The organism is Streptomyces smaragdinus (assembly GCF_009604385.1).
GTDB lineage: Bacteria > Actinomycetota > Actinomycetes > Streptomycetales > Streptomycetaceae > Streptomyces > Streptomyces smaragdinus.
Genome location: NZ_WEGJ01000013.1, coordinates 62,620 through 85,295, shown reverse-complemented (window position 1 = coordinate 85,295; position 22,676 = coordinate 62,620). Strand labels below are relative to the sequence as shown.

Sequence of the window (22,676 nt, the reverse complement as noted above, 5' to 3'; positions counted from 1 at the left end):
ATCGTTCCCACCACCCCACGGGAGGATCCATGGCAAGGCGAGGAGTCAGCACCGCCGCGGTCGCCGCACTGGCGCTCGGCGCCGCGATGCTGCAGGGAGCCCCGGTGTTCGCGGCCGAGAACAGCGCCGCCGCGACCGCCGCCGCCACCCGGCCCGCGTTCCGGATGCCGTTCGTCTGCGGCCAGTCCTGGCGCGGATCGAACTGGAACGGGCACAGCCCGGCGCACTCCATCGACTGGAACCACTACGACGCCGCCGGCAACCCCGACGACCGCGGCCGCCGCGTCCTGGCGAGCGCCCAGGGCACGGTGCTCTCGTCGTACTACGACACCACCACCGGCTACGGGAACACCATCGTCGTCGGCCACGGCAACGGCTGGCGCACCCGCTACGCCCATCTGAAGACCCGCGACGTGGCGAAGGGCGCCACCGTCTCCCGCGGGCAGCGCATAGGCACCGTCGGCGCGACGTCCGCCATCTACACGCTCTCGCCGCATCTGCACTACGAGCAGATACACGACGGTTCGGTCGTCGTCGCCGTCGTCCAGGGCGTCACCTGGAACGACTTCCTCGCGCGCTACCAGACAAGCACGAACGGCTGCTGAACAGCGCCTCCCCCGCCGCCCGCAGCGCGGACCCGGGCGCGACGCCGAGCTCGGCGGCGAGCAGCCGCCGGGCCCCGGCGTACGCGACCCGGGCCTCTGCGATACGGCCGGCGCCCTGCAGGGCCCGGACGAGCAGCAGCCACAGATCCTCGCGCAGCGGCTCGGCGGCGATCCGGCCGCGCAATTCCGCGACAAGCGGACCGTAATCGCCGATGCGCAGCCGCAGGCGCAGGGACTCGTCCTGGGCGACGGCCCGCAGCTGCTCGATACGGGTGAGCGCGGGGTCCCACAGCACGCTCCCCGGCAGGTCCTGGAGCACGCGCCCGCGCCAGAGGGAGAGCGCGTCCAGGCAGGCCCGTAACGCGGCGGAGGGCTGTCCCGTCTTCCGGGCCCGCTCCAGCCGGCGTTCGAAGAGCAGCAGGTCGTGGTCGTACGGGTGGACGTCGAGGACGTAGCCGCCGTGGCAGGTGCGGAGTCTGCCCGACTCCACCCCGGCCGCCTCCAGCGCGGCCCGTAACGCGCGTATGTACGTCCGTATGTTGGCCACCGCCGACTGCGGCGTGCTCCGCGGCCACAGGACCTCCGTCAGCGTGTCCAGCGACACGAACGCCCCCGGCCGCAGCAGCAGTGTCGCCAGTACGGCGCGCGGCTTGGGCCCGCCGACGGCGACGGCCGTCCCGTCCCGCCCGCGGATCGCCAGCGGCCCGAGTATCCCGAACGTGGGTTCCCTCATCCGTCCGCACCTTCCCCCGAGGGGGTCAGCGTAGCGACGCGAGCACACGCGCAACAGGAGTCACCCGCGGTCCTCCAGATAGCGCAAGACGGCCGCAACCCGGCGGTCCGTGCGGTCCGCCGGCGACAGGTCGAGCTTGGCGAAGATGCTCCGGATGTGCTTGTGCACGGCGCCCTCGGTGACGACGAGCCGTTCGGCGATGGCGCCGTTGCCGAGGCCCTCGGCCATCAGCGCGAGGACGTCCCGTTCGCGGGGGCTGAGGCGTTCGAGGCGGGTGTCGCGGTGGCTGCGGGTGAAGAGCTGGGCGACCACCTCGGGGTCGATGGCGGTGCCGCCGCCGGCGACCCGGTGCAGGGCGTCCAGGAACTCCTCGACGCGGCCGACCCGTTCCTTCAGCAGATAGCCGAGCCCGCCCACGCCGCCGCCCAGCAGGTCGCGGGCGAAGCTCTGCTCGACGTACGCGGACAGCACGAGGACGGGCAGCCCCGGCACCCGGCGGCGGGCCTCGACGGCCGCCCTGATGCCCTCGTCGGTGTGCGTCGGCGGCATCCGTACGTCGAGGACGGCGACGTCGGGGTGGTGTTCGCCGATGGCGGCGAGGGCGTCGTCGGGGGTGCCGGCGGTGGCGACGACGTCCAGGCCCTCCGCGCGCAGCAGCAGGGCCAGGCCCTCGCGCAGCAGGGGGTCGTCCTCGGCGATCACGATCCGCACGGCAGTTCCACCTCGAGTGTCGTCGGGCCGCCCGGCGGGCTGGTCAGGGTGAGGGTGCCGTCGAGCGCGGCGACGCGGCGGCGGATGCCGGTCAGTCCGGTGCCGCCCTCCTCGTCGGCGCCGCCCCGGCCGTCGTCGGTGACGGTCAGCCGCAGCCGGCCGGCGCCGCCGCGGACGGTGACGGCGGCGTGGCGGGCGCCGCTGTGCCGGGCGACGTTGGTGAGGGCCTCGGCGGCGACGAAGTAGGCGGTGGCCTCGACGGTGGCGGCGCAGCGGGCGGGCGCGTCGGCGTCGAGCCGGCAGGGGACCGCGCAGGACGCGGCGAGGCCGCTGAGTGCGCCTTCGAGGCCGCGGTCGGCGAGGACGGGCGGGAGGATGCCGCGGGCGACGGAGCGCAGTTCCGCGAGGGCCTGTTCGGCGGCGCCCTGGGCGCGTTCGAGGAGGGCGTCGGCGCCGGCGGGGTCGCGGGCGGCCATGCGGCGGGCGGCGCCGAGCAGGACGGTGACGGTGACGAGGCGGTTCTGGGTGCCGTCGTGCAGCGAGCGTTCGATGCGGCGGAGTTCGGCGGCGTGGGCGTCCAGGGCGGCGGCACGGGTGGCGGTGAGTTCGGCGATACGCAGGGACAGGTCGGTCTCGGGTCCGGCGGACAGCAGCCGCCTGCCGGGCGCCGCCTGGAGGCGGGCCAGGCCGGGGGCGGCGACGGCGATCAGCGCGACCCAGAACAGGCCCAGCACCGACACGGCGAACGCCTCGGGCCAGTTGGTCGCGAGCCCGAGGCCCAGGGACGTGGCGTTGGCGTCCTGGGGGGCCAGCCGCCAGTACGCCGGGAACAGGAAGTCCCGTACGGCCAGCAGCGGCAACAGCACCCCGAGCGTGCCCAGCAGGAACCCGGCGGTCGCGTGGCGTGCCAGCCAGCGCAGCTCGCGGCGGGTGGTGGGATCGGCGAGGGCGGCCCGCGGCCGGACCGGCGCCGGGTCGGGGGCGACGACCTCCGGCCCCCACCGGCTCAGCCGGTCGCGTTCCCGGCCGGCGAGGGCGTGCAGCGCGCGCAACGCCCCCGGCGCCAGCAGCAGTCCGGCGCCGAGCGGCACGGTGACCGCGGCGACCGTGAGCGCCGCGAGGACGGCCAGCGCGACGACCGCGGTGCCGAACCCGCCCACCAGCTGCTCGAGCCCGGCGCCGGCCCCGCCGGCCGCGCGGACGACGACGGCGCGCAGGCCGCGGGGTACGGGAGGGGGGTCGGCGTGCACGCGACGAATCTACGGGAGAGGTACAGCCTGCTGTACCCGGAACCGGGCTGCCTGCGGGATCGGATCCGGGCCGCGGGATCTCCACAATCGTGATCAACGACCATTCTCCGTCCGCCGAAGGAGCATACGAATGAGCACGGCAGCCCCCGGCAGGACCCCGGCCATCGCGCTGACGCGCGTCGGCAAGACGTACCCGGGAGGCGTACGGGCCCTGGACGACGTCTCGTTGACGGTGGAGCACGGGACGTTCCTGGCCGTGATGGGCCCGTCCGGGTCCGGGAAGAGCACGCTCATGCACTGCGCCGCCGGGCTCGACTCCCCCACCGAGGGCGGCATCGCGATAGACGGCCACGAGATCGCCGGGCTGAGCGAGACGCGGCGTACGGAGCTGCGCCGCGAGCGCGTGGGCTTCGTCTTCCAGTCGTACAACCTGGTGCCGTCGCTCACCGTCGAGGACAACATCACCCTCCCCCTGCGCCTGGCGGGCCGCTCCCCCGACCGGGAGTGGCTGCGGACGCTGGTGGCGCGCGTGGGTCTCGCGGACCGGCTCGGTCATCGGCCGGGCGAGCTCTCCGGCGGGCAGCAGCAGCGGGCGGCGATCGTACGGGCGCTGGTGACCCGTCCGGCGGTGGTCTTCGCGGACGAGCCGACCGGGGCGCTGGATCTGCGCGGTGCCCACGAGGTGCTGCGGCTGCTGCGCGAGCTGGTCGACGAGCTCGGCCAGACGGTGGTGATGGTCACGCACGATCCGGCCGCCGCCGCCCGGGCCCATACGGCGCTGGTGATGGCCGACGGCCGGGTGGTCGAGACCCTGCGGGAGCCGACGGCGCCGGAGCTGGCCGACCGTCTCGTCGCGTTGGGGGAGAAGTAGTCGTGTGGCAGCTCGCGGTACGGATGGCGGGGCATCGGGTGACGGCCCTGATCGCGGTGGCCTGCGCGGTCCTCGGCGGCGCGGTGCTCGTCACCGCGACGGGGGTGCTCGCGGAGTCGGGGCTGCGCTCGCAGCTCCCGCCTGGCCGTCTCGCCGGGGCGGACGTGGTGGTCTCCGCCGACCAGGAGTATCACCCGGCCGGTGATCTGCCGATCGCCCTCCCGGAGCGGCGCCGGGTCCCGGCGCGGCTGGCCGGTGAGCTGGCCGCGCTGCCGGGCGTCACGGCCGCCGTCGCCGACGTCGGCTTCCCGGCCGCCGTCCTCGACGCGGACGGGGGGGTCGTACCGGCGGGGTCCTCCGGCGGCCCCTCCGCCGGCCTTTCCCCCGGGCCCGAGGCTGCCGGGCACGGCTGGTCCTCCGTTCAGCTGGCGGTCGGCGCGCGGGTCGAGGGCACGGCGCCCGGCCCCGGCGAGGTCGCCGTGGACGGCGCGACCGCCCGGGCGGCGGGTGCGCGGATCGGTGACCGGATCCGGATCGTCGCGGCCGGCCGCCCCGCCGCCGGCTACCGGCTGACCGCGGTGGTCGACGGCGCCGGGATCCTCTTCGCCGACCCGGTGGCCCGCCGGCTCTCCGGCGCCGGGAGCACCGCCGACCTGATCGCCCTGCGCACCGGGCCGGGCGCCTCGGACGAGGTCGCCGCCGCGGCCCGCGAGCGGCTGCGGGGCAGCGGGCTCGTCGTGACCACCGGGGACGACCGCGGCGACGTCGAGTCCCCCGGCGCGGGAGCGTCCCGGTCCCTGCTGATCCTGCTCTCGGGTTCGCTGGCGGGCGTCGTCCTGCTGATCACCGGCTTCGTGACGGCGAGCGCCCTGGCGGTGGCGGTCGCCGGGCAGCGCCGCGATCTGGCGCTGATGCGGGCCGTGGGGGCGACGCCCCGGCAGATCCGGCGGCTCGCGGCCACGCAGGGCACGGTCGTCGCCGCGGTGGCCCTCGTACCGGGGGTGGCGTTGGGCTATCTCGTGGCCGGGCGGTTCCGTGATCTGCTGGTCGGCCGCGAGGTGTTGCCGGACGCCCTGCCGCTCACCGTGAGTCCGCTCCCGGCGGTCGCGGCGGTCGTGCTGCTCGCCGGGGCCGTCCAGGTGTCGGCGCGGGGTGCCGCGTGGCGTGCCTCGCGGATGCCGGCGACGGAGGCGGTGGCCGAGTCCCGTGCCGAGCCCCGCACCGCGTCGAAGGTGCGGACCCGCTGCGGTCTCGCGCTGATCGCGGGCGCGACCGCGATCTCCGCCGGCCCGCTGCTGAACCGGACGCCGTTGGGCGCCACGGCCACGTCCCTCGCCGGGATCCTCGGCGCGATCGGCCTGGCCCTGGCGGGCCCGGCGCTGGTCCGCGTCCTGGGTGACGCGGCGGCGCGGCGGCTGCGTCCCTCGGCCTCCGCGCCGACCTGGCTGGCGGTGTCCAACGTCCGCGGCTACGCCATGCGTCTGTCGGGTGTGGTCAGTGCCCTGGCGATGGCGGTGGTGTTCGTCCTGACGTACACGTACGCGCAGACCACCGTGCTGACGGCGACGGCGGACGACGTCCGGGCGGGCACGCTCGCCCAGCAGCGGCTGACCGCGCCGGACCTGGGCGGGCTGCCCGTCGGCGCGCTGGAGGCCGTGCGCGGCACGCGGGGCGTACGGGCCGCCGCGCCCGTCGGCACCACGACCGTCGTGTGGCCGTACCGGCAGTTCGGCGAGCCCGAGGTGGAGTCGGCGACGGCGATGATCCTCACCCCGGACGCCGGCGGGGTCCTCGACCTCGACGTGACACAGGGCGCCCTGGACAAGCTCACCGGCGCGACGATCGCCGTCAGCGCCGACGCCGCCGGTACGCGCGGGGCGGGCCTCGGCCGGAGGGTGCGGCTGGTGCTCGGCGACGGGGCGGAGGTCACGGCCCGGGTGGTCGCCGTCTACGAACGGGGCCTCGGCTTCGGTCCGGTGGTTCTGTCCCACGACCTCGCCGCGGGCCATACGACCACCGCGCTCGACCAGAGCCTCCTCGCCCGCACCGACGGCGGCGACGCGGCCCGCCGCGCCCTCGCCGCGACGGTGGCCGCGTACCCCGGCCTCCTGCTCGAACCGACCGGGAGCGCCGACGCCGCCGATCTGAACGAGGCGCCGCCGGAGGTCTGGATCAATCTGGCCGTGATCGTCGTCCTGCTCGGCTATCTGCTGCTGAGCATCGCCAACAAGCTGGTCGCCACCACGGCCCAGCGCCGCGGCGAGATAGCCGTCCTGCGGCTGGGCGGCACCACGCCCCGCCAGATCCTGGCGATGATGCGCCGCGAGGCGGCGATCATCGGCACGGCGGCGATCGCCACGGGCGTGCTCCTCTCGGCGATCCCCCTGGCCCTCCTGGGCATCGGCTTCCTGGACCGTCCCTGGCCGGCGGGCCCCGGCTGGCTCCTCCCCGCCCTCGCCGCCCTGGTCGCGGGCACGGCCTTCCTCACCGTCGAGCTGCCCGCCCGCCGGGCGCTGCGGACACCGCCGGCGGAAGCGCTGTCGATACGGGAGTGACCGGCGTGGGGCCGCGGCCGGCGGCCCCACGCGGGCGGCTACTTCTGCGGGGGCCCGGCCACGACGACGACCACGTCGGCGTCGTCGCTCCCGCTGTGGACCTCGTTGCCCCGGGGATCCGTGGCGTCGGCGCGGGCGATGTTGGTGACGACGCACTCGTCGCTGCCGGCGCACGCCTCGACGTCGGCGGGGGTGATCTCGTACGAGCCGTGGCAGACGACGGACGCGCCGGGCTCGAGGGAGGCCGGGGGACAGTTGACGTCGGAGATGTGGTCGTCGGTGACCCGCACGTCGTCCAGGGTCGTGGTGCCGGTGTCGGTGACGGTGTACTCGTACTCCACCGTCGAGCCGACCATGAACGGCCCGCCGGAGACGACCTCCTTGTCCACGGTGAGGCCGGTCCGTCCGACGGTGAGCGTCAGGTCGGTGTCCGGGGACGTGATCGTGTCGCCGTCCGCCGTCCTTCCCGTCGCCGAGGCGGTGTTGGTGACCGACCCGCGCTCCGCGTCCGCCGCGGTGACGGTGTAGGTGCCGGTGCAGGTGGCGGTCTGCGCCGGTGCCAGGGTGGTGGGGACGCAGGTGATGCCGTCGACGCGGTTGTCCCGGACCTGGACGCCGGTCAGCTCCGATCCGCCGGTGTTGGTGACGGTGTAGGAGTACGTGATCGGCTGCCCCTCGGTATAGGGGCCGGGCGTCGTCGCGCTCTTCGCCACCTCGAGGGCGGGCGGCGGGGGCTGGACCGGGATCGGCACGGTCGAGGTGGACGGCGGCGATCCCACCGGCGTGCCGCCGGCGGTGCCGCTCGCGACGGCCGTGTTGTCGAGGGAGCCCCGGGCCGCGTCCTCCTCCGTGACGGTGTACGTGGCGGTGCACGTGATCGTCTGACCGCTCGCGAGCTCCGTGGTCGGGCACTCCACCGTGTCGGCCCGCGGGTCGTCGACGACGAGCCCGGTGATGTCCTGGGCGCCGGAGTTGGTCACGACGAACTCGAACGGCACCCGCGCCCCGACCCCGAGGTCCTCGGGCAGCGGCTTCTGCGCCTGCTTGACCAGGTTCAGCTGGGACAGCGGCGCGACGCTGGAGACGACCACGTTGCGGATGAGATGGACGTCGGTGCTGCCGCCGGTCGAGGAGGCGAAGCCGAACTTGTAGGTGGCCGGGACCGGTTGGGGCGCCGGCGTGGTCAGCACCAACTGCTCCCCGTTGCCGTCCATGAAGTCGATCGACACGGTGAGCACCGGGTCGGGCGCCGGGGTGATCCGAACGTGCACCCGGCGCCGGGACGGTTCGAGGAGCGTCTCGGCCTCCTGGGGCGTGGCGTCCGGCGGCAGCGTGGTCGTCGGCCCCTGCAGGTCGCCCGGGAGGGTCGAGGGCCAGGGGCCGGTGGAGGTGAAGTTGCTGGTCGTCGCGGTCAGGAAGCAGTAGCCCTCCGTCCCGTCGCCGGGACCGCGTACGGTGACCATGTCGGGCCCGGGCGGCGGGTAGAGGACCGTGGAGGGCGAGCGCTGCCCCTCGGGGCAGCCGGTGCCGCGCCCCTCCGTGTCCCCGAAGAAGTTGCCGTACACGTCCAGCCCGACCCCGACGTAGCCGTGGCTGACGCCGGGGGCCGACCCCAGCTGCGCGTAGCCCAGGCTGCCGCCGTAGCCGCCCGGGCCGGTCAGCGAGGCGGCTCCGTCCACCAGGAAGAAGGAGATCCCGTCGGCCGGCGCGTCCGGGGTCGTACTCCCGTACTGCCACTGGTCGAACGAGACGTCCAGCCCCGCCCGCGCCGGGATGGCCTGGTCGTAGAGCACGGCGCCGCTGCGGCCGTTGCCGGCGTCGGTGAGCCGCAGATAGCCGTGCGGCGCCGCGTCGTTCGGGGGCACCGGCCCCACCGCGCCGGCCGGGCACCCGCCCGGCCCGCCGTCCGGCCCCGGCGCGGCACCGGTCGGCGCCCCGGTGAGGCAGGCGTCGCCGACCGCGGTGAAGTCCGGGGCGGTCGCCTGCGTGAAGGTCTCCTGGACCAGGGGGGTGCCCGTACCCTGCGCCCGCGCGGCCGAGGCGCCGCCGGCTCCGACCAGGAGGGCGAGGAGGGCGGCTGTACATCGGGACATCGTCTTCATGGCCACATCACTAGCAACCGCACCACGGGTGTTATCGGATGAAAACCACCACATCCCTCATATGGCCGTCACGACTACCCCCGACTGCCGCACCCCCTCCGACCTGCACGAACACCTGACGTAGGTTCATTTGTTCGAAACTTATGGCAGGTCATTCGGGTCGGCGGCGCCCGGAGGGCTATGGTGAGCCGGTTGCGCGAGGGACGAATGGGGGTGACGCATGCGCGATCACAGCCGGCTGCCCCTGCCCCTCAGAGCCGACGCCCGGCGCTGGACGACCGTGTTGCCGCAGCGCAAGGTGCTCGGCGTCGTACACAACATCACCTCCGCCACCCGGCTGCTGGATCTGCTGGCCGTCTTCGACGGCGACGAACGCGTTCAGATCGTCTGCTCCTGCACCGGTTCCTCCGCCCTGGACGGCGGCGTCCCCGAATTCCTGTCCCGGCGGGGAATTCTCACCGTTCCCTGGCACATCGCCGTCACGGAGGATTTCGACCTCGCCATTGCCACGAGCCGGGGCGGAGATCTGCACGAAATCCAATTCCCGCTCATTGGCGCGCCCCACGGCGCGGGATACAATAAAATCCTGCCGCCGGGAGCCGGGAGCCGGGAGCCGGGAGCCGGGAGCCTTCGGCCTCGACGACGACTCCCTCCTGCACGCCGGCGAGATCGTCCCCTCCGCGATCGCCCTCTCCCACCAAGAGCAGTACGACCGCCTCGCGACCAGCTGCCCCCCGGCCCTGCCCCGCGCGGTCGTGGTCGGCGACCCCTGCATCGACCAGCTGCGCGCCGGCCTCCCCTTCCGCGAGACCTACCGGCGGGCGTTCGGACTGCTGCCGGGCCAGCGGCTCGTGGTCGTCTCCTCGACCTGGGGCGGCGGCTCGATCCTCGGCTCCCCGCACGCGGACGCCCTCCACCGGACCCTCGCCGAGCTGCCGGCCGACGAATTCCGGGTATTCGCCGCCGTCCACCCGAATTCCTTCTACGGACACGGCCCCTGGCAGATACACAGCTGGCTCGCCCCCCTCCTGGACCACGGGCTCCTGCTGCCACCCCCCGACAGCGGCGCCTGGAAAGCGGCGCTCTGCGCGGCGGATTTCCTCGTCGGCGACCACGGCTCCCTGACCATGTACGGCGCGGCCCTCGGAATTCCGGGCCTGCTCGGCGCATTCGACGAATCGACGGTGGCACCCGGCTCCCCCATGGCCGCCCTCGGACGCCTCCTCCCCCGCCTGTCCCCCACCCGCCCCGTCCCGCACCAGCTCGCCGCCCTGGCCGGTCAGCGCGACGACCCGGAACTCCGCGCGATCGGCGAGACCGTCACCTCGGAGCCCGGCCGCTGCGCCGAGTTGCTGCGCCGGCTGTTCTACGACTGGCTGAAGCTGGACGAACCCCGCCACCCCGCCTCCGTACCCGCCGTCCCCGTACCCGAGGACGCCCCGTACACCCGCCGCCTCCCCCACACGCCCCCCATGTTCGTCGACGTCCGCCCGGCCGACGACGGCGAGGTGACCGTCCGCCGCTACCCCGCGCCCCTCCAGCGGGGTCACGAACCGCACCTCGCCGCGGCTCATCTGGCGGCCGACCGCGACGACCCGGACCGCCGCTGGCCGCACAGCGCCGACGTACTGCTGGTGCCGCGCGGACGGACGCCGACGCACCCCGAGGACGACCCCTGGTCCGCGTTCACCGCGGCGTCCACCGGCTGCGGGCTCCTCGCCGCGGAGACGGAGGACGCCGGCTGCCTGGCCCTCCTCCCGGACGGCACCCGGCTGCGCGTCACCTGGCGCGAGCGCCCCGCCTGGGCGTCGTTCCCCGTAGCGGCGTCGGCGGTGTACGCCTGGACGCTACGGAACGGAACCCCCCGCACCGCCCGCATCCCGGTCCGCGCCGGCGACCTCCCCGACCGCGGAGTCCTGGACCTCGCCCGAAGCTAACCCCCCGCCAGCCTCCGCACCGCCTCACCCTCCCGCTCGCTGTGCGCCCCCTTGTAGCGCACCCGAGCCGCCTCCCAGTCCTCCCGCGCCCCCTCCCGCTCCCCGAGCCGCAGCCGCACGTCCCCGCGCACCAGCAGAGCGTGCGCCGCCCAGTAGTCCGCCGCCAGCCCGTCCACCGCCTTGTCCAGCACCTCGACCGCCGCACGCAGCCGCCCCGCCGCACACCGGTTCTCCCCGAGCCGCAGCTGGGCCTTGGCCTTGTTGAACGCGTCCGACAACTCCCCGAACGCCCGTACCGCATCGAGCAGTTCCCCCTCCGCGTCGTCGTACCGCCCGAGCGCCGTGTACGTGACCCCCAGATGCAGCGTCAGCAGAGCGTGACCGCGCGGGTGATCGATCCCCGCCAGCGCGCCCCGGGCCCGGTCGAACAGCGGCAGCGCCGCACCGGGCCGCCGCAGCTTGCGCTCGAGCAGCCCCAACCCCTCCAGCACGCTGGACTCCGTCCGCCGCGCGGCCTCGTCCCGCCCCGGCACCCCGGGGTTCACCAGGCTCAGCGCCTGCCCGAACAGCTCCCGAGCCCGCGCCGGATCGCCCTCCGCCACGTTCCAGCGCTCCAGCCGCGCGAAGCCCGCCTCGTACGACGCCCGGGCCACCGCCGTCGTGTCGCCGCCCTCCAGCGCCGACGCCAGCCCGGCCCCGGTGGCCTCGACCCACTCGGTGAAGCGCCCGGTACGCAGGCAGAACGTCCGCACGGACTGGCTCAACCGCCGCACCTCACCGTGCAGTCCGGCCTCCGCGGCCCAGGGAATCACTGCGAACACCCCCGCCGCCCGCCGCCCCAGCTCCCGCAGCGCCTCCGCCTCCCCCGGCAGCCCGTCGGCCGGGGCGGCCTGCGCGGGGTCGTACAGCCAGCGCGACGACAGGGCCCGCTCCCCGCGTTCGACGAGCCGCAGGAAGTGCGCCGTCACCCACCGCCGCACCTCGAGGTGATCGCCGTCGGCCACGCCGGCCGCGTGATCGTGGACGAGGACGTGCATCCGGTACGAATCGAGCCCGCGCCGCTCGACCAGCCCGCCCGACAGCAGGACGCCGAGCGCCGCCCGTACCACCGCGGGCTCCCGGTCCGGCGTCAGCGCGAACACCGTGTCCAGCTGGAACTCCCCCGGGAAGAGCATGCCGAGCCGGCGGTAGAGCAGGGCGGCCGGGGCGTCCAGCTGTGCGTACGCCAGGTCGAGGGCCTGGGGCAGCGGGTCGGGGTCGTCCACGGCGAGCAGCTCCTGTCGTACGGCGCGGTCGGCGAGCCGGGCGCCGAGGTCCTCGGCCAGCCCCGGGACGGGTGTCCGCAGATGTCCGGCGATCAGCCGCAGCGCCAGCGGCAGTCCGCCCAGGCGGCGGACGATCGGCTCGAGCTTCGCGGGGTCCTCGGTCGTACGGCTGACCTTGACCAGCAGCTCCAGGGCGTGCTCGTCCTCGAGGACGGGAACGGTGAGCGGCAGGTGGTCGAGAGCGCCCGCCAGATCGTGCGGCGCCCGGTGTCCCGTCATGAGGACGACGCCGTACGCCCGGTCGGTCAGCAGCTCCCGTACCTGACGCGTCGTGGTGACGTTCTCCAGCAGGAACACCACCGGCCGGCCGCCCAGTTCGTCCCGGACCCGCCGGGCCATGGCCGGCGGGTCGGCGGGCCGCTCCTCGCGCGGTACGCCGAGCTCGTCCAGCCACCGCTCCAGCGCCGTCGCCGGCTCGGCGATCCGCCCGTCCCGTATCCCCAGATCGGCCCGGAGAAACACCCCGGCGAGGGCGTCCTGATGCCGGTGGACCCACTGCCGCGCCACACTGCGCCGGCCCACTCCCCGTACGCCCCCGAGGAACACGGCGGTCACGGCCCCGGCATCGCGGCACGCCCGCCAGTGCCGGTCCATCTCCGCGAAGACGGCGGTCCGGTCGACGAAGTGGAGCAGGGCCGACACCCGCTCACCGGCCGTCGCCCGCGTCAGCGCCTCCCCGACGAGCTCCCGCGCCTCCCGCACCGCGCCGGGACGCGCGGCGAACACGTCGAGCACCCGCCCCCACACGGCGTCGGTGACCTCGGCCACGGTCTCGTCGTCACCGCGCTCCCCGGCGGCCACGGCCCGCCGCCGGGCCTCCTCGAGCTCACCGTCGACGACCGCCTCGTCCTCGGCCCCGCCCCCGGCGAACAGGGCGACCAGCCGCCGCCGCCCCCAGGCCCACATGTCCTGCACGGCATGCCCCACCAGCCCGCTGATCACGCCCCCGAGCGCGATGACCTCCGGATCCACTGCCCCTCCCCCGTACGAACCAGCCGTCCGCCCCACGGTAGGGACCGTCTCCCCACATCCGCAGGCGTTCACGTGTAACACCACACCACCCCATCCGGTCTGGACAACAGGAAACCGCGAACCACCACAAGGGGACCAATGACCACCAAACGCGACCTGGTCGTGCAGCCCGCGCACGACCTCGGCGGGCTCCCGGCGGGACCGCTCGTCCGGTCCGACCACGAGCTGACCCCGTTCGAGAAGAACTGCCACGCGCTGCTCAACGTGCTCAGCCGGCACAAGCTCGTCAACACCGAGGAGAAGCGCCGCGGCGTCGAGGACCTCGGCGCGCAGATCATCGGCGAGCTCACCTACTACGAGCGCTGGGCGGTCTCCGCGTCCAAGGTGCTGAACGAGAAGGGCGTCATCACCTCGGCGGAACTCGGCGCGAAGATGAACGAGATCCGCACCCGGCTGCGGGAGGCGGCGTGAGCGACCGCTTCGTAAAGCACCAGCGGGTACGCATCGCGGACCGCGACGCCCCCGGACACGTACGGACACCCGTGTACGCCCGCGGCCGGGAGGGCCGTATCGAACGGGTCCTGCCCCGGTTCCTGAACCCCGAGCGGGAGGCGTACGGCGTCAACGAGGGCACCGACGTGACCCTGTACCGGGTCCGTATCGACCAGAGCGCCCTGTGGCCCGACTACGACGGCCCCGCCGACGACGTCCTGGAACTCGAGATCTACGAGCACTGGCTCGAACCCGCCGACCGGCCCCACCCCGAGGAAGTGACCCCGTGACCGCCGATCCCCACGCCCCGATCGAGACCGCCGCGGCGGAGCCGGACTACTTCGACGTCCTCCAGCAGGCGATCCGCGAACTCCTCGTGGAGAAGGGCCTGATCGAGGCCGACGAGGTCCGGGCCATGATCGAGACCCTCGACGCGCACCAGCCCGCTCTCGGCTCGGCGCTGGTCGCCCGCGCCTGGACGGACGAGGCGTTCAAGGAGCGCCTGCTCGCGGACGGCACCGCCGCCATCGAGGAGTTCGGCATCGAGAACTACGACGGCACGAAGCTGATCGTGCTGGAGCAGACGCCCGAGGAGCACAACCTGGTCGTCTGCACGCTCTGCTCCTGCTACCCGCGCCCCGTTCTCGGCCTGCCGCCGGACTGGTACAAGAGCCGCCCCTACCGGGCCCGCGCCGTGCGCGAGCCCCGGGTCCTGCTCAAGGAGTTCGGCACCGACGTCCCCGAGGACGTGACGATCCGCGTCCACGACAGCAACGCCAACATGCGCTACCTGGTCCTGCCGATGCGCCCCGCCGGCACCGACGGCATGACCGAGCGGGAGCTCGCCGGCCTGGTCACCCGGGACACGATGATCGGCGTCACCACCCCCCGGCTGCCGTGACCGGCACGGGGCCGCCCCCGAACGCCCCCGGCCCCGCGGTGCCTCCCGCCGTCCGCCCGCGGCGGGAGGCCGGCGGACGGCCGCTGTCCGCGTATCTCGCGGAGGTGGTGGGGTCGGCGTGGCTCGTTCTCGTCGCCCTCACCGCGATCGCCTTCACGATGCGTGACGGCAGCGCCCTGTCCTCCTGGCCGCTCACGGCCCGGCTGGCCGTCATCGGCACGGCGGTCGGCGGCAGCGTCGCCGTGTTCGCCGTCACCCCCGCGGGCAAGGAGTCGGGGGGCCATCTCAACCCGGCGGTCAGCCTGTTCATGACCGTACGAGGGGCACTGCCGGTACGGGCCTTCGTCACGTACACCGTCGGCCAGCTCTGCGGATCCCTCCTCGGGGTGGCCGCGGCCCGGGCCCTGTGGGGCGGGCGGGTCACCGCCGTCCACCAGGGGCTGATCCAGCCCGGCCCCGGCTGGGGCACCGCCGAGGTGTTCGCCGGCGAGGCACTGAGCACCGCCGTGCTGCTGTGGGTGCTCGCGGGCATGACGGCCAGGCCCCGGCCGCGCGCCACGCCCTGGGTGATCGGCGCCGTGATCGCGGCGCTGATCGTCACGACGGGGGCGCGGACCGGCGCAAGTTTCAATCCGGCGCGCAACTTCGGGCCCCATGTGGCCGCCGGCGACTACCACCTGTTCTGGACGTACATGCTCGCCCCCATGGCCGGGGCCCTCCTCGCGGCGGCCGTCCTGGCCCCGTTCGAGGCCGCCCGCCGGCCCTGGACCGCCAAGGTCTGCTGCGCGCGCGACGTCCACCGCTACCAACCCTCCCGGTGATCCCATGCCCTACGCCATCGCCCACCCCGAACCCCTCTCCGACGCCCGCCTGCACCGCCAGGCCCGGGAGACCGTCGCCGCGCTCGGACTCGCCGACGCCGAGCTGCTCCCCGACCTCGTCCACGCCCTGATCCGCGCCGGGTTCGCCGTCCAGACCGGCCCCGCGACCGGGGGCGTGGAGATCCGCCACTGCCCCGAGCACTACGGCCCGCACTCCCTGCTGGTCAGCTGGGCGCCGCACGAGGCCGCGTACACCCCCCTCGACCCGCGCGTCACCCGGGTCGAGGACGTCATGGCCGACGCCCTGCTGCACTCCCTCCGGGCCCTCGGCTTCCGGGCCGGCCGGCTGGGCCCCTCGTTCTCCGTGCAGGTGCGGCCCTGGGGCTCCGATGGCGGTCGCTGAGCTCACGCCGCGGACGTACCGGAGCAGCGTCGTCCTGGTCCTGGGGATCCTCGCCACCACCGTCTGCGCGCTGCTGCTCCTCGTCGACGTGACGCACACGCACCACTTCGCGGCCGGCACCTTCGGTACGGGCCTGGGCATCACGGCGTACACGCTGGGCGCCCGGCACGCCTTCGACGCCGATCACATCGCGGCGATCGACAACACGACCCGCACCTTCATGGCGGAGGGACGGCCGTCCGAGCACCTCGGCTTCTGGTTCGCCCTCGGGCACTCGTCGGTGGTCGTGGTCCTCAGCCTGCTCACCGCGCTCGGCGCCCGGCTGGCGACCCGGCTCACCGACGACTCCTCGTCGGTCCACCGGCTCCTCTCCCTGCTCGGCACGTCCGTCTCCGGGCTGTTCCTGATCCTGGTGGGCGTGCTCAACCTGGTGGCGGCACGCCGCCTCCTGGCCCTGTACCGGGCCGCGCGGCGGGGCGAGCACGACGCGGGGCGGCTGCGGACGGTGCTGGACGAACGCGGGCTGCTGTCCCGGGTACTGCGCCGGGTCACCGCGGCGACGACCCGGCCGTGGCACATGTTCCCCCTCGGTCTGCTCTTCGGCCTCGGCTTCGACACCGCGACGGAGGTCACGCTGCTGGTGCTCTCGGGGGCCGGCGCGGCGTCCGGGGTCCCCTGGTACGCGCTGATGCTGCTCCCGCTGCTGTTCGCCTGCGGGATGAGCCTGTTCGACACCCTCGACGGCGTCCTCATGACCGCCGCGTACCGCCGGGCGTTCGCCGATCCGGTGCGCCAGATCTTCTACGGGCTCACCACCACGGGCCTGTCGGCGGCCGCGGCGCTGGTGGTCGGCGCGATCACGCTGGTGGGGCTCGGCGTCCCCCGGATCGGCCTGGACAACGCCGGCTATCTGGTCGCCGGGCTGTTCCTCGCGGCGTGGACGTGTTCGGTCGTCTACCGGAAGACGGCCGGCTCGCGGCGGGCAGGCGCCGGGCTCGTACGGCTGGATCCGGCCGGCGACTGACGGCGGATCTGGGCCGGGGTGCGCCCGTAGCGGGCCTTGAACGCGCGGCTGAGGTGCCCGGGGTCGTACAGCCCCCAGCGGGCGGCGATCGCCGCGACGGTGCGCCCGGAGAGGGCCGGGTCGCGGAGGTCGCGGTGGACGCGGCGGAGGCGTTCCGCGCGAAGCCAGGCGGCGAAGGTGTCGTGGCGGCCACGGAAGAGGCGGTGCAGCCGGCTGGGCGAGATGCCGAACCGGCGGGCGACGGAGTCCACGCGCAGGTCGGGGTCGGAGATATGGGCGAGCGCGTACGCGGTGATCCGCCGGACGGTGTCGTCGTCGGGGTCGGGCGCGGCCTCGCACAGCCCGGCGACGAGCAGGGACGTCAGCGCCTCACCGAGCCGGGCGCCGGAGGGCCCGGGCAACTGGTCGACCTGCTCCCCGAGCGCGGCGACGACCCCGGCGACGACCGCCCCCGCCCCGGAACCGCCGTCGATCCGCTCCGCGACCCGGCGCCGCAGCGTGTCCGCGTGCGGGCCGAACGAGGCGCGGGGCACCGTCAGCACGACGGCGTCGCACGGGTCGCCGTACCGGATCCGGTGCCGCCGCCCGGTGTCCACCACCCCCACCTCACCGGACCGGATCCGCCCCCGGTCATCGTCCTGCTCCACGACCACCGACCCCCCGCGGACCAGCACGATCATGAACGTCCCCGGATCGCTCGAGGCGAACCACTCCCGGGGTCCGGCGACCTCGCCCCGGACCCGGGTGACCACCACACTCCCGACGACGGCCGCCGCGAAGCGGCTCCGTAAGACCGACTCCCTGTCCTCACAGCACATGCCCGTTTCCCCCGTTGCATGACTCTGTCCCCGATGTGTTCCTCTGCTCATTCAGACACATAACGGCGAGTCACGAGCCACTTTTCGGCGACCATCGAATTCCCCCGGCACCTACGGTCGTCGGACGGGGGGCAGCCACGACCACGCTCCCCCGCACCACCAGCATCCGAACCGAACGGGGAAGCAACACATGCGCAAGATCGCACTGACCCTCACGGCCCTGTCGATCGTCGCGGGCACGGGCATGGCCATGGCACCCGCCGCCTCGGCGGCCACGGCGTGCCCCAGCGGGGCCGTCTGCATCCGCGAGACGAACGGCTCGATCCTGAGCAAGAACATCTTCTACAGCTACGGGGCCCACAACCTGGACAACGTCACCGGCAAGCGCGTGACGGTCAACAACCAGACCGGCGGCGCGGGCTTCAAGGTCTGCCTCGGCTACAACGGCGTGAACTGCGGGTCCGTGACCCGGTTCCGGGGCGAGTTTCTGCCGTACGACTACACGCCGATCAACTCCATCGTCCTGGTGAAGTAACCGCGCCCACCCCTCCGCACACAGCCCCCAGGGGTCCCGCCGACTGCCCGGCGGGACCCCTCGGGTCACCGGCAGCCGGAGTCGGCGGGGGCTCAACGGGGGCGCGACTCACGCGCGGCGGCGACCGCCGCGTGGATCGCCGCCACGAAGTGCTCGGGGTCTTCGACGAGGCCCGTCGCGCTGAACGACGTGCCGTCCGCGCGCCGCAGACTGAGACTCACGGCCCCACCGACCCAGGAAGTCCGGCTGTAGTCGGCCACTTCGCTCACCTCTTCCCACCGCACGGCCTTCCGCTTGTCTCCCCTCAGCCGGACCAGGCCGTGCTCGTACACCTCGAACGCCGCATCCGGGTACGCCAGCCACGACCGGATCCCCAAGCCCCCCACGATCACGGCTCCCGCGCCGAGGCCGGCCACCACGAACGGCAGCGGGTTGTTACTGGCGGCAGGATCCGCGAACTGCCCCGACCGCAGGGCGAGCATGACGCCGATCACGACACCGACGGGGCCCAGCACGGCCATCACGACGGACAGGTCACGCGCACGGCGCCGGTCGACCTCGTAGCGCCGCACCAGGGCGCCCATCTCATCTCCCATACCGGGAAATTACCGGCCGATGCCCCGGATCCATCCCCTGTGCATGACTCTGCCCCCGACTGCTCATTTGCTGACACGATGCATTCGACAGGGGGCTCGGGAGCTCCGCGAGCGTACGGATACGGATCACGGCAGGCGGTATCCGACCGGAGCCGCCCGTACGGTCGATCCAGACGCCTGTCAGCCCCGCAGCCGCGGCGGCCCCGGCGTCGGTGTCCGGCCGATCACCGACGTACGCGGCCTCGACCGGACTGACACCGAGGGCGCTGCACGCGGCGTGGAAGGCCTCGGGTGCGGGCTTGGGGCGGGGCAGCTGGTCGGCGCAGAGGACGGCGTCGAAGCGGGCTTCGAGGGAGAAGGCCCGGAGCTTGCCGAGCTGCCCCTCGAAGCCCGCGTTCGACAGAATGCCGTGGCGGTACGCGGCCAGCGCGTCCAGGGCGGGAAGCACGTCGGGGAACAGCCGCCAGGCGTCCCGGAAGTGGACGTCGTACCGGGCGAACCAGGCGTCCGCCGCCGCGTCGTCGAGCGCTGGGAGGTCCGGGTGGGTGACGGCGAGTACCGCCCGGGCACGGGCACGGCGTTGTTCCGTGAAGGTGATCTCACGGGCCAGGAAGCGGCCGAAGTGCTCCTCCATCACCGTGCGCCAGTGGCCATGGGCGGCAGCCGGTGAGGCGTACCCGTCCAGACATCCTTCGGCCTCGAGGTGCGCGAGAGCCGCGTCGCGGTCGGAGGTGTCGTAGTCGAACAGGGTGTCGTCGATGTCCCAGATCACGGCACGGATTGCCACCGGCGCTTCCTGCCCTTCGTGTCGTCGGGGCAGAGGTTCAGAGTTCCGCGGCGAACGCGACGAAGGCCGTCCATGCCTCGGGGGTCACGCGGAGGGCCGGGCCAGTGGGGTTCTTCGAGTCGCGAACGTGGACGGCTCGAGTATCGATGGCGACCTCGACGCAGTTGCCGCCGTCCGGTCCGCTGTAGCTGCTCTTCACCCACTCGAAGGCAACTTCGACGCAGTTGCCTCCGGAGGGGCCGCTGTAGCTGCTCTTGAACCACTTGAACGGGCCGAGATCATTTCCGGCCTGCTGGGCAACCATGTCTCTCCCATGACGTGCTCGATGAGTCGTGCCGATTCCTCGACGTTCAGAGCCTCTGACCGCAGCTTGCCATAACGCAGGCCAAGCACGCCCACCTGTTTCGAGTCGCTGATCACCATGCTTGCCTGGTGCGACTCGAAGTAGGCGAACCGGCGGTTCTCTGTCGTCTCCAAAAGAACCATCGGCCCGTCCAGCCCCACATGAGCACCGTGCGACATAGGCATGATCTGGATCGCCACATTGGGCAGGTGCGCGATCTCCAACAGGTGGCGGAGCTGCGCTCGCATGGAATCTCTTCCACCGACGGGGCAATACAGCACGCCTTCACCGATGATGAACGAGAGGTCCACCATCGGTTTCCGACCCAAGAGCTGCGCCTGCCGGGACAACCGAGCCTCCAGACGCTGCTCGACCGTCTCCTCGTCCATATGCGGGCATGCCGTGACAAAGAGCGCCCGCGCGTACTCCTCGGTCTGCAGCAGCCCCGGCAGTACCACCGGATCGAAGTCGAACCGGCTCACCGCCTCCAACTCGATCGAAGCGAAGTTCTGGAAGAAGAGCGGGAGTTTGGCCTGGTCGACGGCTGGCTGCAGGGCGTCAAGGACGCCGTTCGCGTCCATGACCCTCTCGGCCGCCGCAGTGAACGCGGCCTTAGCCGGCCTGCGCCCCTGCTCCACGGCGGCGACCTGCTCGTACGAGTAGCCGATGGCCTCCGCGAGCTGCGGCTGGGTTACCCCCGCCCGTTCGCGCAGGAGTTTCAGGAGCTGTCCGTAGCCGACCCAGATGGCCGGCCGATCATCGCCCTTGGCGCTGCGCTTCTTCGCTCGGTCACTGCTCATGTGTCCCACGTCCCCACGTGCAGACGTCTGTTCTCCGGTCACCGAACGGCCGGGGGCGGTCAAAGGCCCGTACAACTCCCGTCGCAGGCCCTCACATCACGCCGGGTCCGGCAGTCCGACCTGGTCAGACTATCCGAGTGACGACACGGTTACCGTGTGAAACCAACATTCAACGTAACCCCCGAAGCCCCCCGCCTAACCCTCCGCCTCTCCTCCACCCCCCGAGGCGCCCGCCTCGCCAGACGCCTCGCCGTCGACCAGCTCACCCGCTGGCGCCTCCCCACCGACGGCCCCCTGGCCTGGGCGGTGGCGACGGTGACCGCCGAGCTCGCCCTCAACGCCGTCACGCACGGCCGCACCCCCGGCCGCGACTTCGGCCTCTGCGTACGCCTGCTCACGGACACGATCCGCATCGAGGTCTCCGACACCCGCCCGGACCGCTACCCCGTCCTCGTCCCCCCGGACGACACCGCGGAACAGGGCAGGGGCCTGCTGCTCGTGGACGCCCTAACGAGCAACTGGGGCTGCGTCCCCCGCGGCACCTGCGCCAAGACGGTGTGGGCCGACATCCCCCGCTGATCAGTCGCGCGGAAGCGACGGCAGCGACGCGCACAGACCCTCCGGGAACTCCGGCACGACCTTCCGCACACCCCCGCACCCCGCGTCCCCGCTCGTGGCGACGGGCCGCCACCCCGACTCCCCGGCCCGGTAGAACCAACGCTGCGAGACGGACGACGATGAGCACCCGTCACCGGGTTCGCCGCACGCCGGGCCCATCCGGGTCGACAGGTCCAGCACGAGCCACTTGCCGTCGCAGCCGCGCTCCTCCGAGTGCGTGTGATCGGCGATGTCGGTGCTGTTGACGGCCTGCCGGTAGGAATCGGGCGTACACCGCGGCGGCGTGGGATCGCACCCGTTCTCACCGCACTTGCGCAGGGCGGGCGGCGTGGCGCCGACGGGGGTGAAGAGGTTCCCGGGGTAGCCCACCCCGACCTTCCGGGTCCCGAGGGGCTCGTCCAGCTGCACCGGCACCTCGACCCGCCGCGTCCCGGTGCAGCCGGATTCCCGGTCCCCGGCCGGGGACTCGTACGTGACACGCACGGACACGACACCGTCCCCGACGTGGTCGACCTCACCGCGCAGCGACCGCACACACGGCCGCGGCCCGTCAGGCACCTCGGCCCCGACCACCAGGGACCGCCCGCCGTCCGCGGTACGGACACCGTCGATCCGTATCGGACTGGCGAGCGTCCACCGCGCACCCTCGGACGCCTCCGACGGCGGCACCCCACCGGCCCCGGCCACCTTGTCCCCGCACCCGGCGAGAAGCATCAGCCCCAGACCGAGCACGACGAACCGAATACCCCGCGACATGCCACGGCCCCCTGCCCAGCGCCGCATACGCGGCATGACACCACCATCGATGTTACTAACATCCATGTTAGTAACATCGATGGTGGTAACCCGGCGCTTCCGGCGTCAGGCTCAGGGGTTGTCGACCCCGATCCAGTTGACGTACCACCGCCGGTCCGCCGCCACGGCCGGGGTGATGGGGGCGCCGCTGCTCCACCGGAGGTAGATGCGGAAGCCCGTGGCCGTCGGGGAGTAGATCGCGCTGGTGCCCGTCAGCTCCCACTGGTTGCCCTCGCCGCCGATGCTCGACGTGTAGACGGGGCGACCACTGAAGTGCGCGGACGAGGTGTCGACGTCGAGGTAGATGCCGCAGCAGTAGTACTGCTGCCAGCCCTCACCCGGTCTCGTCCGCCCGGCCGCGATCCGCTGGCTGGTGTCGGCCGACGATGCCGTCGTCCTGCCGTCCGGGGGCGCGTCCGCCGCCTGCGCCGTCGCTCCCGTCAGCAGCGTGGCGACGAAGGCGGCGGTGGACAGAGCGGCTGTCATGGACCTCTTCAGGGACATGTGATGCTCCTTTGATCGGTTCCGAAACGATCAATAGATGTCCCGAAGATCACCAAAGCTAAACAAGCCGGGCGAAACGTCAACCGGGTGGAGCAACGACAGCGGGGCCTCCGCGGTGATATTCACCCGCGAAGGCCCCGCCGTCACACTTCACCGGTCCCGGGGGACCGGCCTGCCG

Annotated in this window: 25 protein-coding genes; 12 read left to right on the top strand and 13 right to left on the bottom strand. The window is 73.4% G+C overall.

Annotation, left to right across the window (positions count from 1 at the left end):
• Window positions 1–29: 29 nt before the first annotated feature.
• The gene (locus SRB5_RS18365; protein WP_153453312.1) at window positions 30–605 is read left to right on the top strand and encodes a M23 family metallopeptidase; all 576 of its coding nucleotides are present in this window, start codon (window positions 30–32) and stop codon (window positions 603–605) included.
• On the opposite strand, the gene SRB5_RS18360 is transcribed toward SRB5_RS18365, so the two are convergent.
• Genes SRB5_RS18360 through SRB5_RS18350 form a run of 3 tightly spaced genes read right to left on the bottom strand, consistent with a single transcriptional unit; the run spans window position 553 to window position 3,299 of the window.
• Entirely contained in the window at window positions 553–1,338 is a 786-nt protein-coding gene (locus tag SRB5_RS18360) for an AfsR/SARP family transcriptional regulator (RefSeq protein ID WP_153453310.1), read from the bottom strand. The two genes, SRB5_RS18365 and SRB5_RS18360, sit on opposite strands and share 53 nt — an antisense overlap.
• A gap of 60 nt (window positions 1,339–1,398) precedes the next feature.
• Window positions 1,399–2,049, bottom strand: a complete 651-nt coding sequence (locus tag SRB5_RS18355) for a response regulator transcription factor (protein WP_323378120.1) — start codon at window positions 2,047–2,049, stop codon at window positions 1,399–1,401.
• Window positions 2,037–3,299, bottom strand: coding sequence for a sensor histidine kinase (locus tag SRB5_RS18350; protein ID WP_407703937.1), 1,263 nt, complete (start codon window positions 3,297–3,299; stop codon window positions 2,037–2,039). Before SRB5_RS18350 ends, SRB5_RS18355 begins: the two co-directional genes overlap by 13 nt.
• 130 nt (window positions 3,300–3,429) lie before the next feature.
• Between SRB5_RS18350 and SRB5_RS18345 the strand changes: the two genes are divergently transcribed.
• Window positions 3,430–4,170 carry an ABC transporter ATP-binding protein gene (locus SRB5_RS18345; protein WP_153453308.1) on the top strand — a complete coding sequence of 247 codons (741 nt, stop codon included), beginning with the start codon at window positions 3,430–3,432 and terminating at the stop codon, window positions 4,168–4,170.
• Window positions 4,171–4,172: 2 nt separating this feature from the next.
• The gene (locus SRB5_RS18340) at window positions 4,173–6,725 is read left to right on the top strand and encodes an FtsX-like permease family protein (protein ID WP_323378119.1); all 2,553 of its coding nucleotides are present in this window, start codon (window positions 4,173–4,175) and stop codon (window positions 6,723–6,725) included.
• A gap of 38 nt (window positions 6,726–6,763) precedes the next feature.
• Here SRB5_RS18340 and SRB5_RS18335 read toward each other — a convergent pair whose 3' ends face one another.
• Entirely contained in the window at window positions 6,764–8,818 is a 2,055-nt protein-coding gene (locus tag SRB5_RS18335; RefSeq protein ID WP_153453306.1) for a DUF7507 domain-containing protein, read from the bottom strand.
• Between the two features lie 187 nt (window positions 8,819–9,005).
• Entirely contained in the window at window positions 9,006–9,368 is a 363-nt protein-coding gene (locus SRB5_RS18330) for a hypothetical protein (RefSeq protein ID WP_153453304.1), read from the bottom strand.
• Window positions 9,369–9,378: 10 nt separating this feature from the next.
• On the opposite strand from SRB5_RS18330, the gene SRB5_RS18325 reads away from it, so the two are divergent.
• Entirely contained in the window at window positions 9,379–10,764 is a 1,386-nt protein-coding gene (locus SRB5_RS18325) for a hypothetical protein (protein ID WP_153453302.1), read from the top strand.
• Here the strand turns inward: SRB5_RS18325 and SRB5_RS18320 are convergent.
• A complete protein-coding gene (locus SRB5_RS18320; RefSeq protein ID WP_153453300.1) occupies window positions 10,761–13,061 on the bottom strand; it encodes a hypothetical protein in 2,301 nt (766 codons plus the stop codon). The genes SRB5_RS18325 and SRB5_RS18320 overlap by 4 nt on opposite strands.
• Window positions 13,062–13,199: 138 nt before the next feature.
• On the opposite strand from SRB5_RS18320, the gene SRB5_RS37145 reads away from it, so the two are divergent.
• From SRB5_RS37145 to SRB5_RS18290, 6 genes are read left to right on the top strand one after another with little or no spacing between them, the layout of a single operon-like run.
• Window positions 13,200–13,532 (top strand): SH3-like domain-containing protein, encoded by a 333-nt coding sequence (locus SRB5_RS37145; RefSeq protein WP_153453298.1) that lies wholly within the window; start codon window positions 13,200–13,202, stop codon window positions 13,530–13,532.
• Complete coding sequence (locus SRB5_RS18310; protein ID WP_323378118.1) at window positions 13,529–13,843, top strand: SH3-like domain-containing protein; 315 nt, start codon at window positions 13,529–13,531, stop codon at window positions 13,841–13,843. Before SRB5_RS37145 ends, SRB5_RS18310 begins: the two co-directional genes overlap by 4 nt.
• Entirely contained in the window at window positions 13,840–14,454 is a 615-nt protein-coding gene (gene nthA / locus SRB5_RS18305) for a nitrile hydratase subunit alpha (RefSeq protein ID WP_323378117.1), read from the top strand. The genes SRB5_RS18310 and nthA overlap by 4 nt, the downstream gene beginning before the upstream one ends.
• The gene (locus SRB5_RS18300; protein WP_323378116.1) at window positions 14,451–15,275 is read left to right on the top strand and encodes an MIP/aquaporin family protein; all 825 of its coding nucleotides are present in this window, start codon (window positions 14,451–14,453) and stop codon (window positions 15,273–15,275) included. Before nthA ends, SRB5_RS18300 begins: the two co-directional genes overlap by 4 nt.
• A gap of 4 nt (window positions 15,276–15,279) precedes the next feature.
• Window positions 15,280–15,678, top strand: a complete 399-nt coding sequence (locus SRB5_RS18295; protein WP_153453294.1) for a hypothetical protein — start codon at window positions 15,280–15,282, stop codon at window positions 15,676–15,678.
• Window positions 15,665–16,702 (top strand): HoxN/HupN/NixA family nickel/cobalt transporter, encoded by a 1,038-nt coding sequence (locus SRB5_RS18290; RefSeq protein ID WP_153453292.1) that lies wholly within the window; start codon window positions 15,665–15,667, stop codon window positions 16,700–16,702. The genes SRB5_RS18295 and SRB5_RS18290 overlap by 14 nt, the downstream gene beginning before the upstream one ends.
• Here the strand turns inward: SRB5_RS18290 and SRB5_RS18285 are convergent.
• On the bottom strand, window positions 16,633–17,571 hold the full coding sequence (locus tag SRB5_RS18285) for a helix-turn-helix domain-containing protein (protein WP_153453290.1): 939 nt from the start codon (window positions 17,569–17,571) through the stop codon (window positions 16,633–16,635). The genes SRB5_RS18290 and SRB5_RS18285 overlap by 70 nt on opposite strands.
• A gap of 139 nt (window positions 17,572–17,710) precedes the next feature.
• On the opposite strand from SRB5_RS18285, the gene SRB5_RS18280 reads away from it, so the two are divergent.
• Entirely contained in the window at window positions 17,711–18,055 is a 345-nt protein-coding gene (locus tag SRB5_RS18280) for a hypothetical protein (RefSeq protein ID WP_153453288.1), read from the top strand.
• A 92-nt stretch (window positions 18,056–18,147) separates the two neighbouring features.
• Here SRB5_RS18280 and SRB5_RS18275 read toward each other — a convergent pair whose 3' ends face one another.
• From SRB5_RS18275 to SRB5_RS18260, 4 genes are read right to left on the bottom strand one after another with little or no spacing between them, the layout of a single operon-like run.
• A complete protein-coding gene (locus SRB5_RS18275) occupies window positions 18,148–18,651 on the bottom strand; it encodes a hypothetical protein (RefSeq protein WP_153453286.1) in 504 nt (167 codons plus the stop codon).
• Complete coding sequence (locus SRB5_RS18270; RefSeq protein WP_323378115.1) at window positions 18,641–19,438, bottom strand: HAD family hydrolase; 798 nt, start codon at window positions 19,436–19,438, stop codon at window positions 18,641–18,643. Before SRB5_RS18270 ends, SRB5_RS18275 begins: the two co-directional genes overlap by 11 nt.
• A 37-nt stretch (window positions 19,439–19,475) precedes the next feature.
• Complete coding sequence (locus tag SRB5_RS18265) at window positions 19,476–19,742, bottom strand: DUF397 domain-containing protein (RefSeq protein ID WP_153453281.1); 267 nt, start codon at window positions 19,740–19,742, stop codon at window positions 19,476–19,478.
• A complete protein-coding gene (locus SRB5_RS18260) occupies window positions 19,634–20,581 on the bottom strand; it encodes a helix-turn-helix domain-containing protein (protein ID WP_153453279.1) in 948 nt (315 codons plus the stop codon). Before SRB5_RS18260 ends, SRB5_RS18265 begins: the two co-directional genes overlap by 109 nt.
• Before the next feature lie 156 nt (window positions 20,582–20,737).
• On the opposite strand from SRB5_RS18260, the gene SRB5_RS18255 reads away from it, so the two are divergent.
• Window positions 20,738–21,160: an ATP-binding protein gene (locus SRB5_RS18255; RefSeq protein ID WP_323378114.1), complete on the top strand. Its 423-nt coding sequence runs from the start codon at window positions 20,738–20,740 to the stop codon at window positions 21,158–21,160.
• Here SRB5_RS18255 and SRB5_RS18250 read toward each other — a convergent pair whose 3' ends face one another.
• Both SRB5_RS18250 and SRB5_RS18245 read right to left on the bottom strand, forming a co-directional pair.
• Window positions 21,161–21,955: a hypothetical protein gene (locus SRB5_RS18250; protein WP_153453277.1), complete on the bottom strand. Its 795-nt coding sequence runs from the start codon at window positions 21,953–21,955 to the stop codon at window positions 21,161–21,163.
• Between the two features lie 111 nt (window positions 21,956–22,066).
• Window positions 22,067–22,498, bottom strand: coding sequence for a hypothetical protein (locus SRB5_RS18245; RefSeq protein ID WP_153453275.1), 432 nt, complete (start codon window positions 22,496–22,498; stop codon window positions 22,067–22,069).
• Window positions 22,499–22,676: the final 178 nt, after the last annotated feature.

What these genes read in the sequence shown, in the direction of transcription:
- SRB5_RS18365 (WP_153453312.1), top strand. Translation starts at nt 30, where the DNA reads ATGGCAAGGCGAGGAGTCAGCACCGCCGCGGTCGCCGCACTGGCGCTC.
- SRB5_RS18360 (WP_153453310.1), bottom strand. Translation starts at nt 1,338, where the DNA reads ATGAGGGAACCCACGTTCGGGATACTCGGGCCGCTGGCGATCCGCGGG.
- SRB5_RS18345 (WP_153453308.1), top strand. Translation starts at nt 3,430, where the DNA reads ATGAGCACGGCAGCCCCCGGCAGGACCCCGGCCATCGCGCTGACGCGC.
- SRB5_RS18335 (WP_153453306.1), bottom strand. Translation starts at nt 8,818, where the DNA reads ATGTCCCGATGTACAGCCGCCCTCCTCGCCCTCCTGGTCGGAGCCGGC.
- SRB5_RS37145 (WP_153453298.1), top strand. Translation starts at nt 13,200, where the DNA reads ATGACCACCAAACGCGACCTGGTCGTGCAGCCCGCGCACGACCTCGGC.
- SRB5_RS18295 (WP_153453294.1), top strand. Translation starts at nt 15,280, where the DNA reads ATGCCCTACGCCATCGCCCACCCCGAACCCCTCTCCGACGCCCGCCTG.
- SRB5_RS18290 (WP_153453292.1), top strand. Translation starts at nt 15,665, where the DNA reads ATGGCGGTCGCTGAGCTCACGCCGCGGACGTACCGGAGCAGCGTCGTC.
- SRB5_RS18285 (WP_153453290.1), bottom strand. Translation starts at nt 17,571, where the DNA reads ATGAGCAGAGGAACACATCGGGGACAGAGTCATGCAACGGGGGAAACG.
- SRB5_RS18280 (WP_153453288.1), top strand. Translation starts at nt 17,711, where the DNA reads ATGCGCAAGATCGCACTGACCCTCACGGCCCTGTCGATCGTCGCGGGC.
- SRB5_RS18275 (WP_153453286.1), bottom strand. Translation starts at nt 18,651, where the DNA reads ATGGGAGATGAGATGGGCGCCCTGGTGCGGCGCTACGAGGTCGACCGG.
- SRB5_RS18265 (WP_153453281.1), bottom strand. Translation starts at nt 19,742, where the DNA reads ATGGTTGCCCAGCAGGCCGGAAATGATCTCGGCCCGTTCAAGTGGTTC.
- SRB5_RS18260 (WP_153453279.1), bottom strand. Translation starts at nt 20,581, where the DNA reads ATGAGCAGTGACCGAGCGAAGAAGCGCAGCGCCAAGGGCGATGATCGG.
- SRB5_RS18250 (WP_153453277.1), bottom strand. Translation starts at nt 21,955, where the DNA reads ATGTCGCGGGGTATTCGGTTCGTCGTGCTCGGTCTGGGGCTGATGCTT.
- SRB5_RS18245 (WP_153453275.1), bottom strand. Translation starts at nt 22,498, where the DNA reads ATGTCCCTGAAGAGGTCCATGACAGCCGCTCTGTCCACCGCCGCCTTC.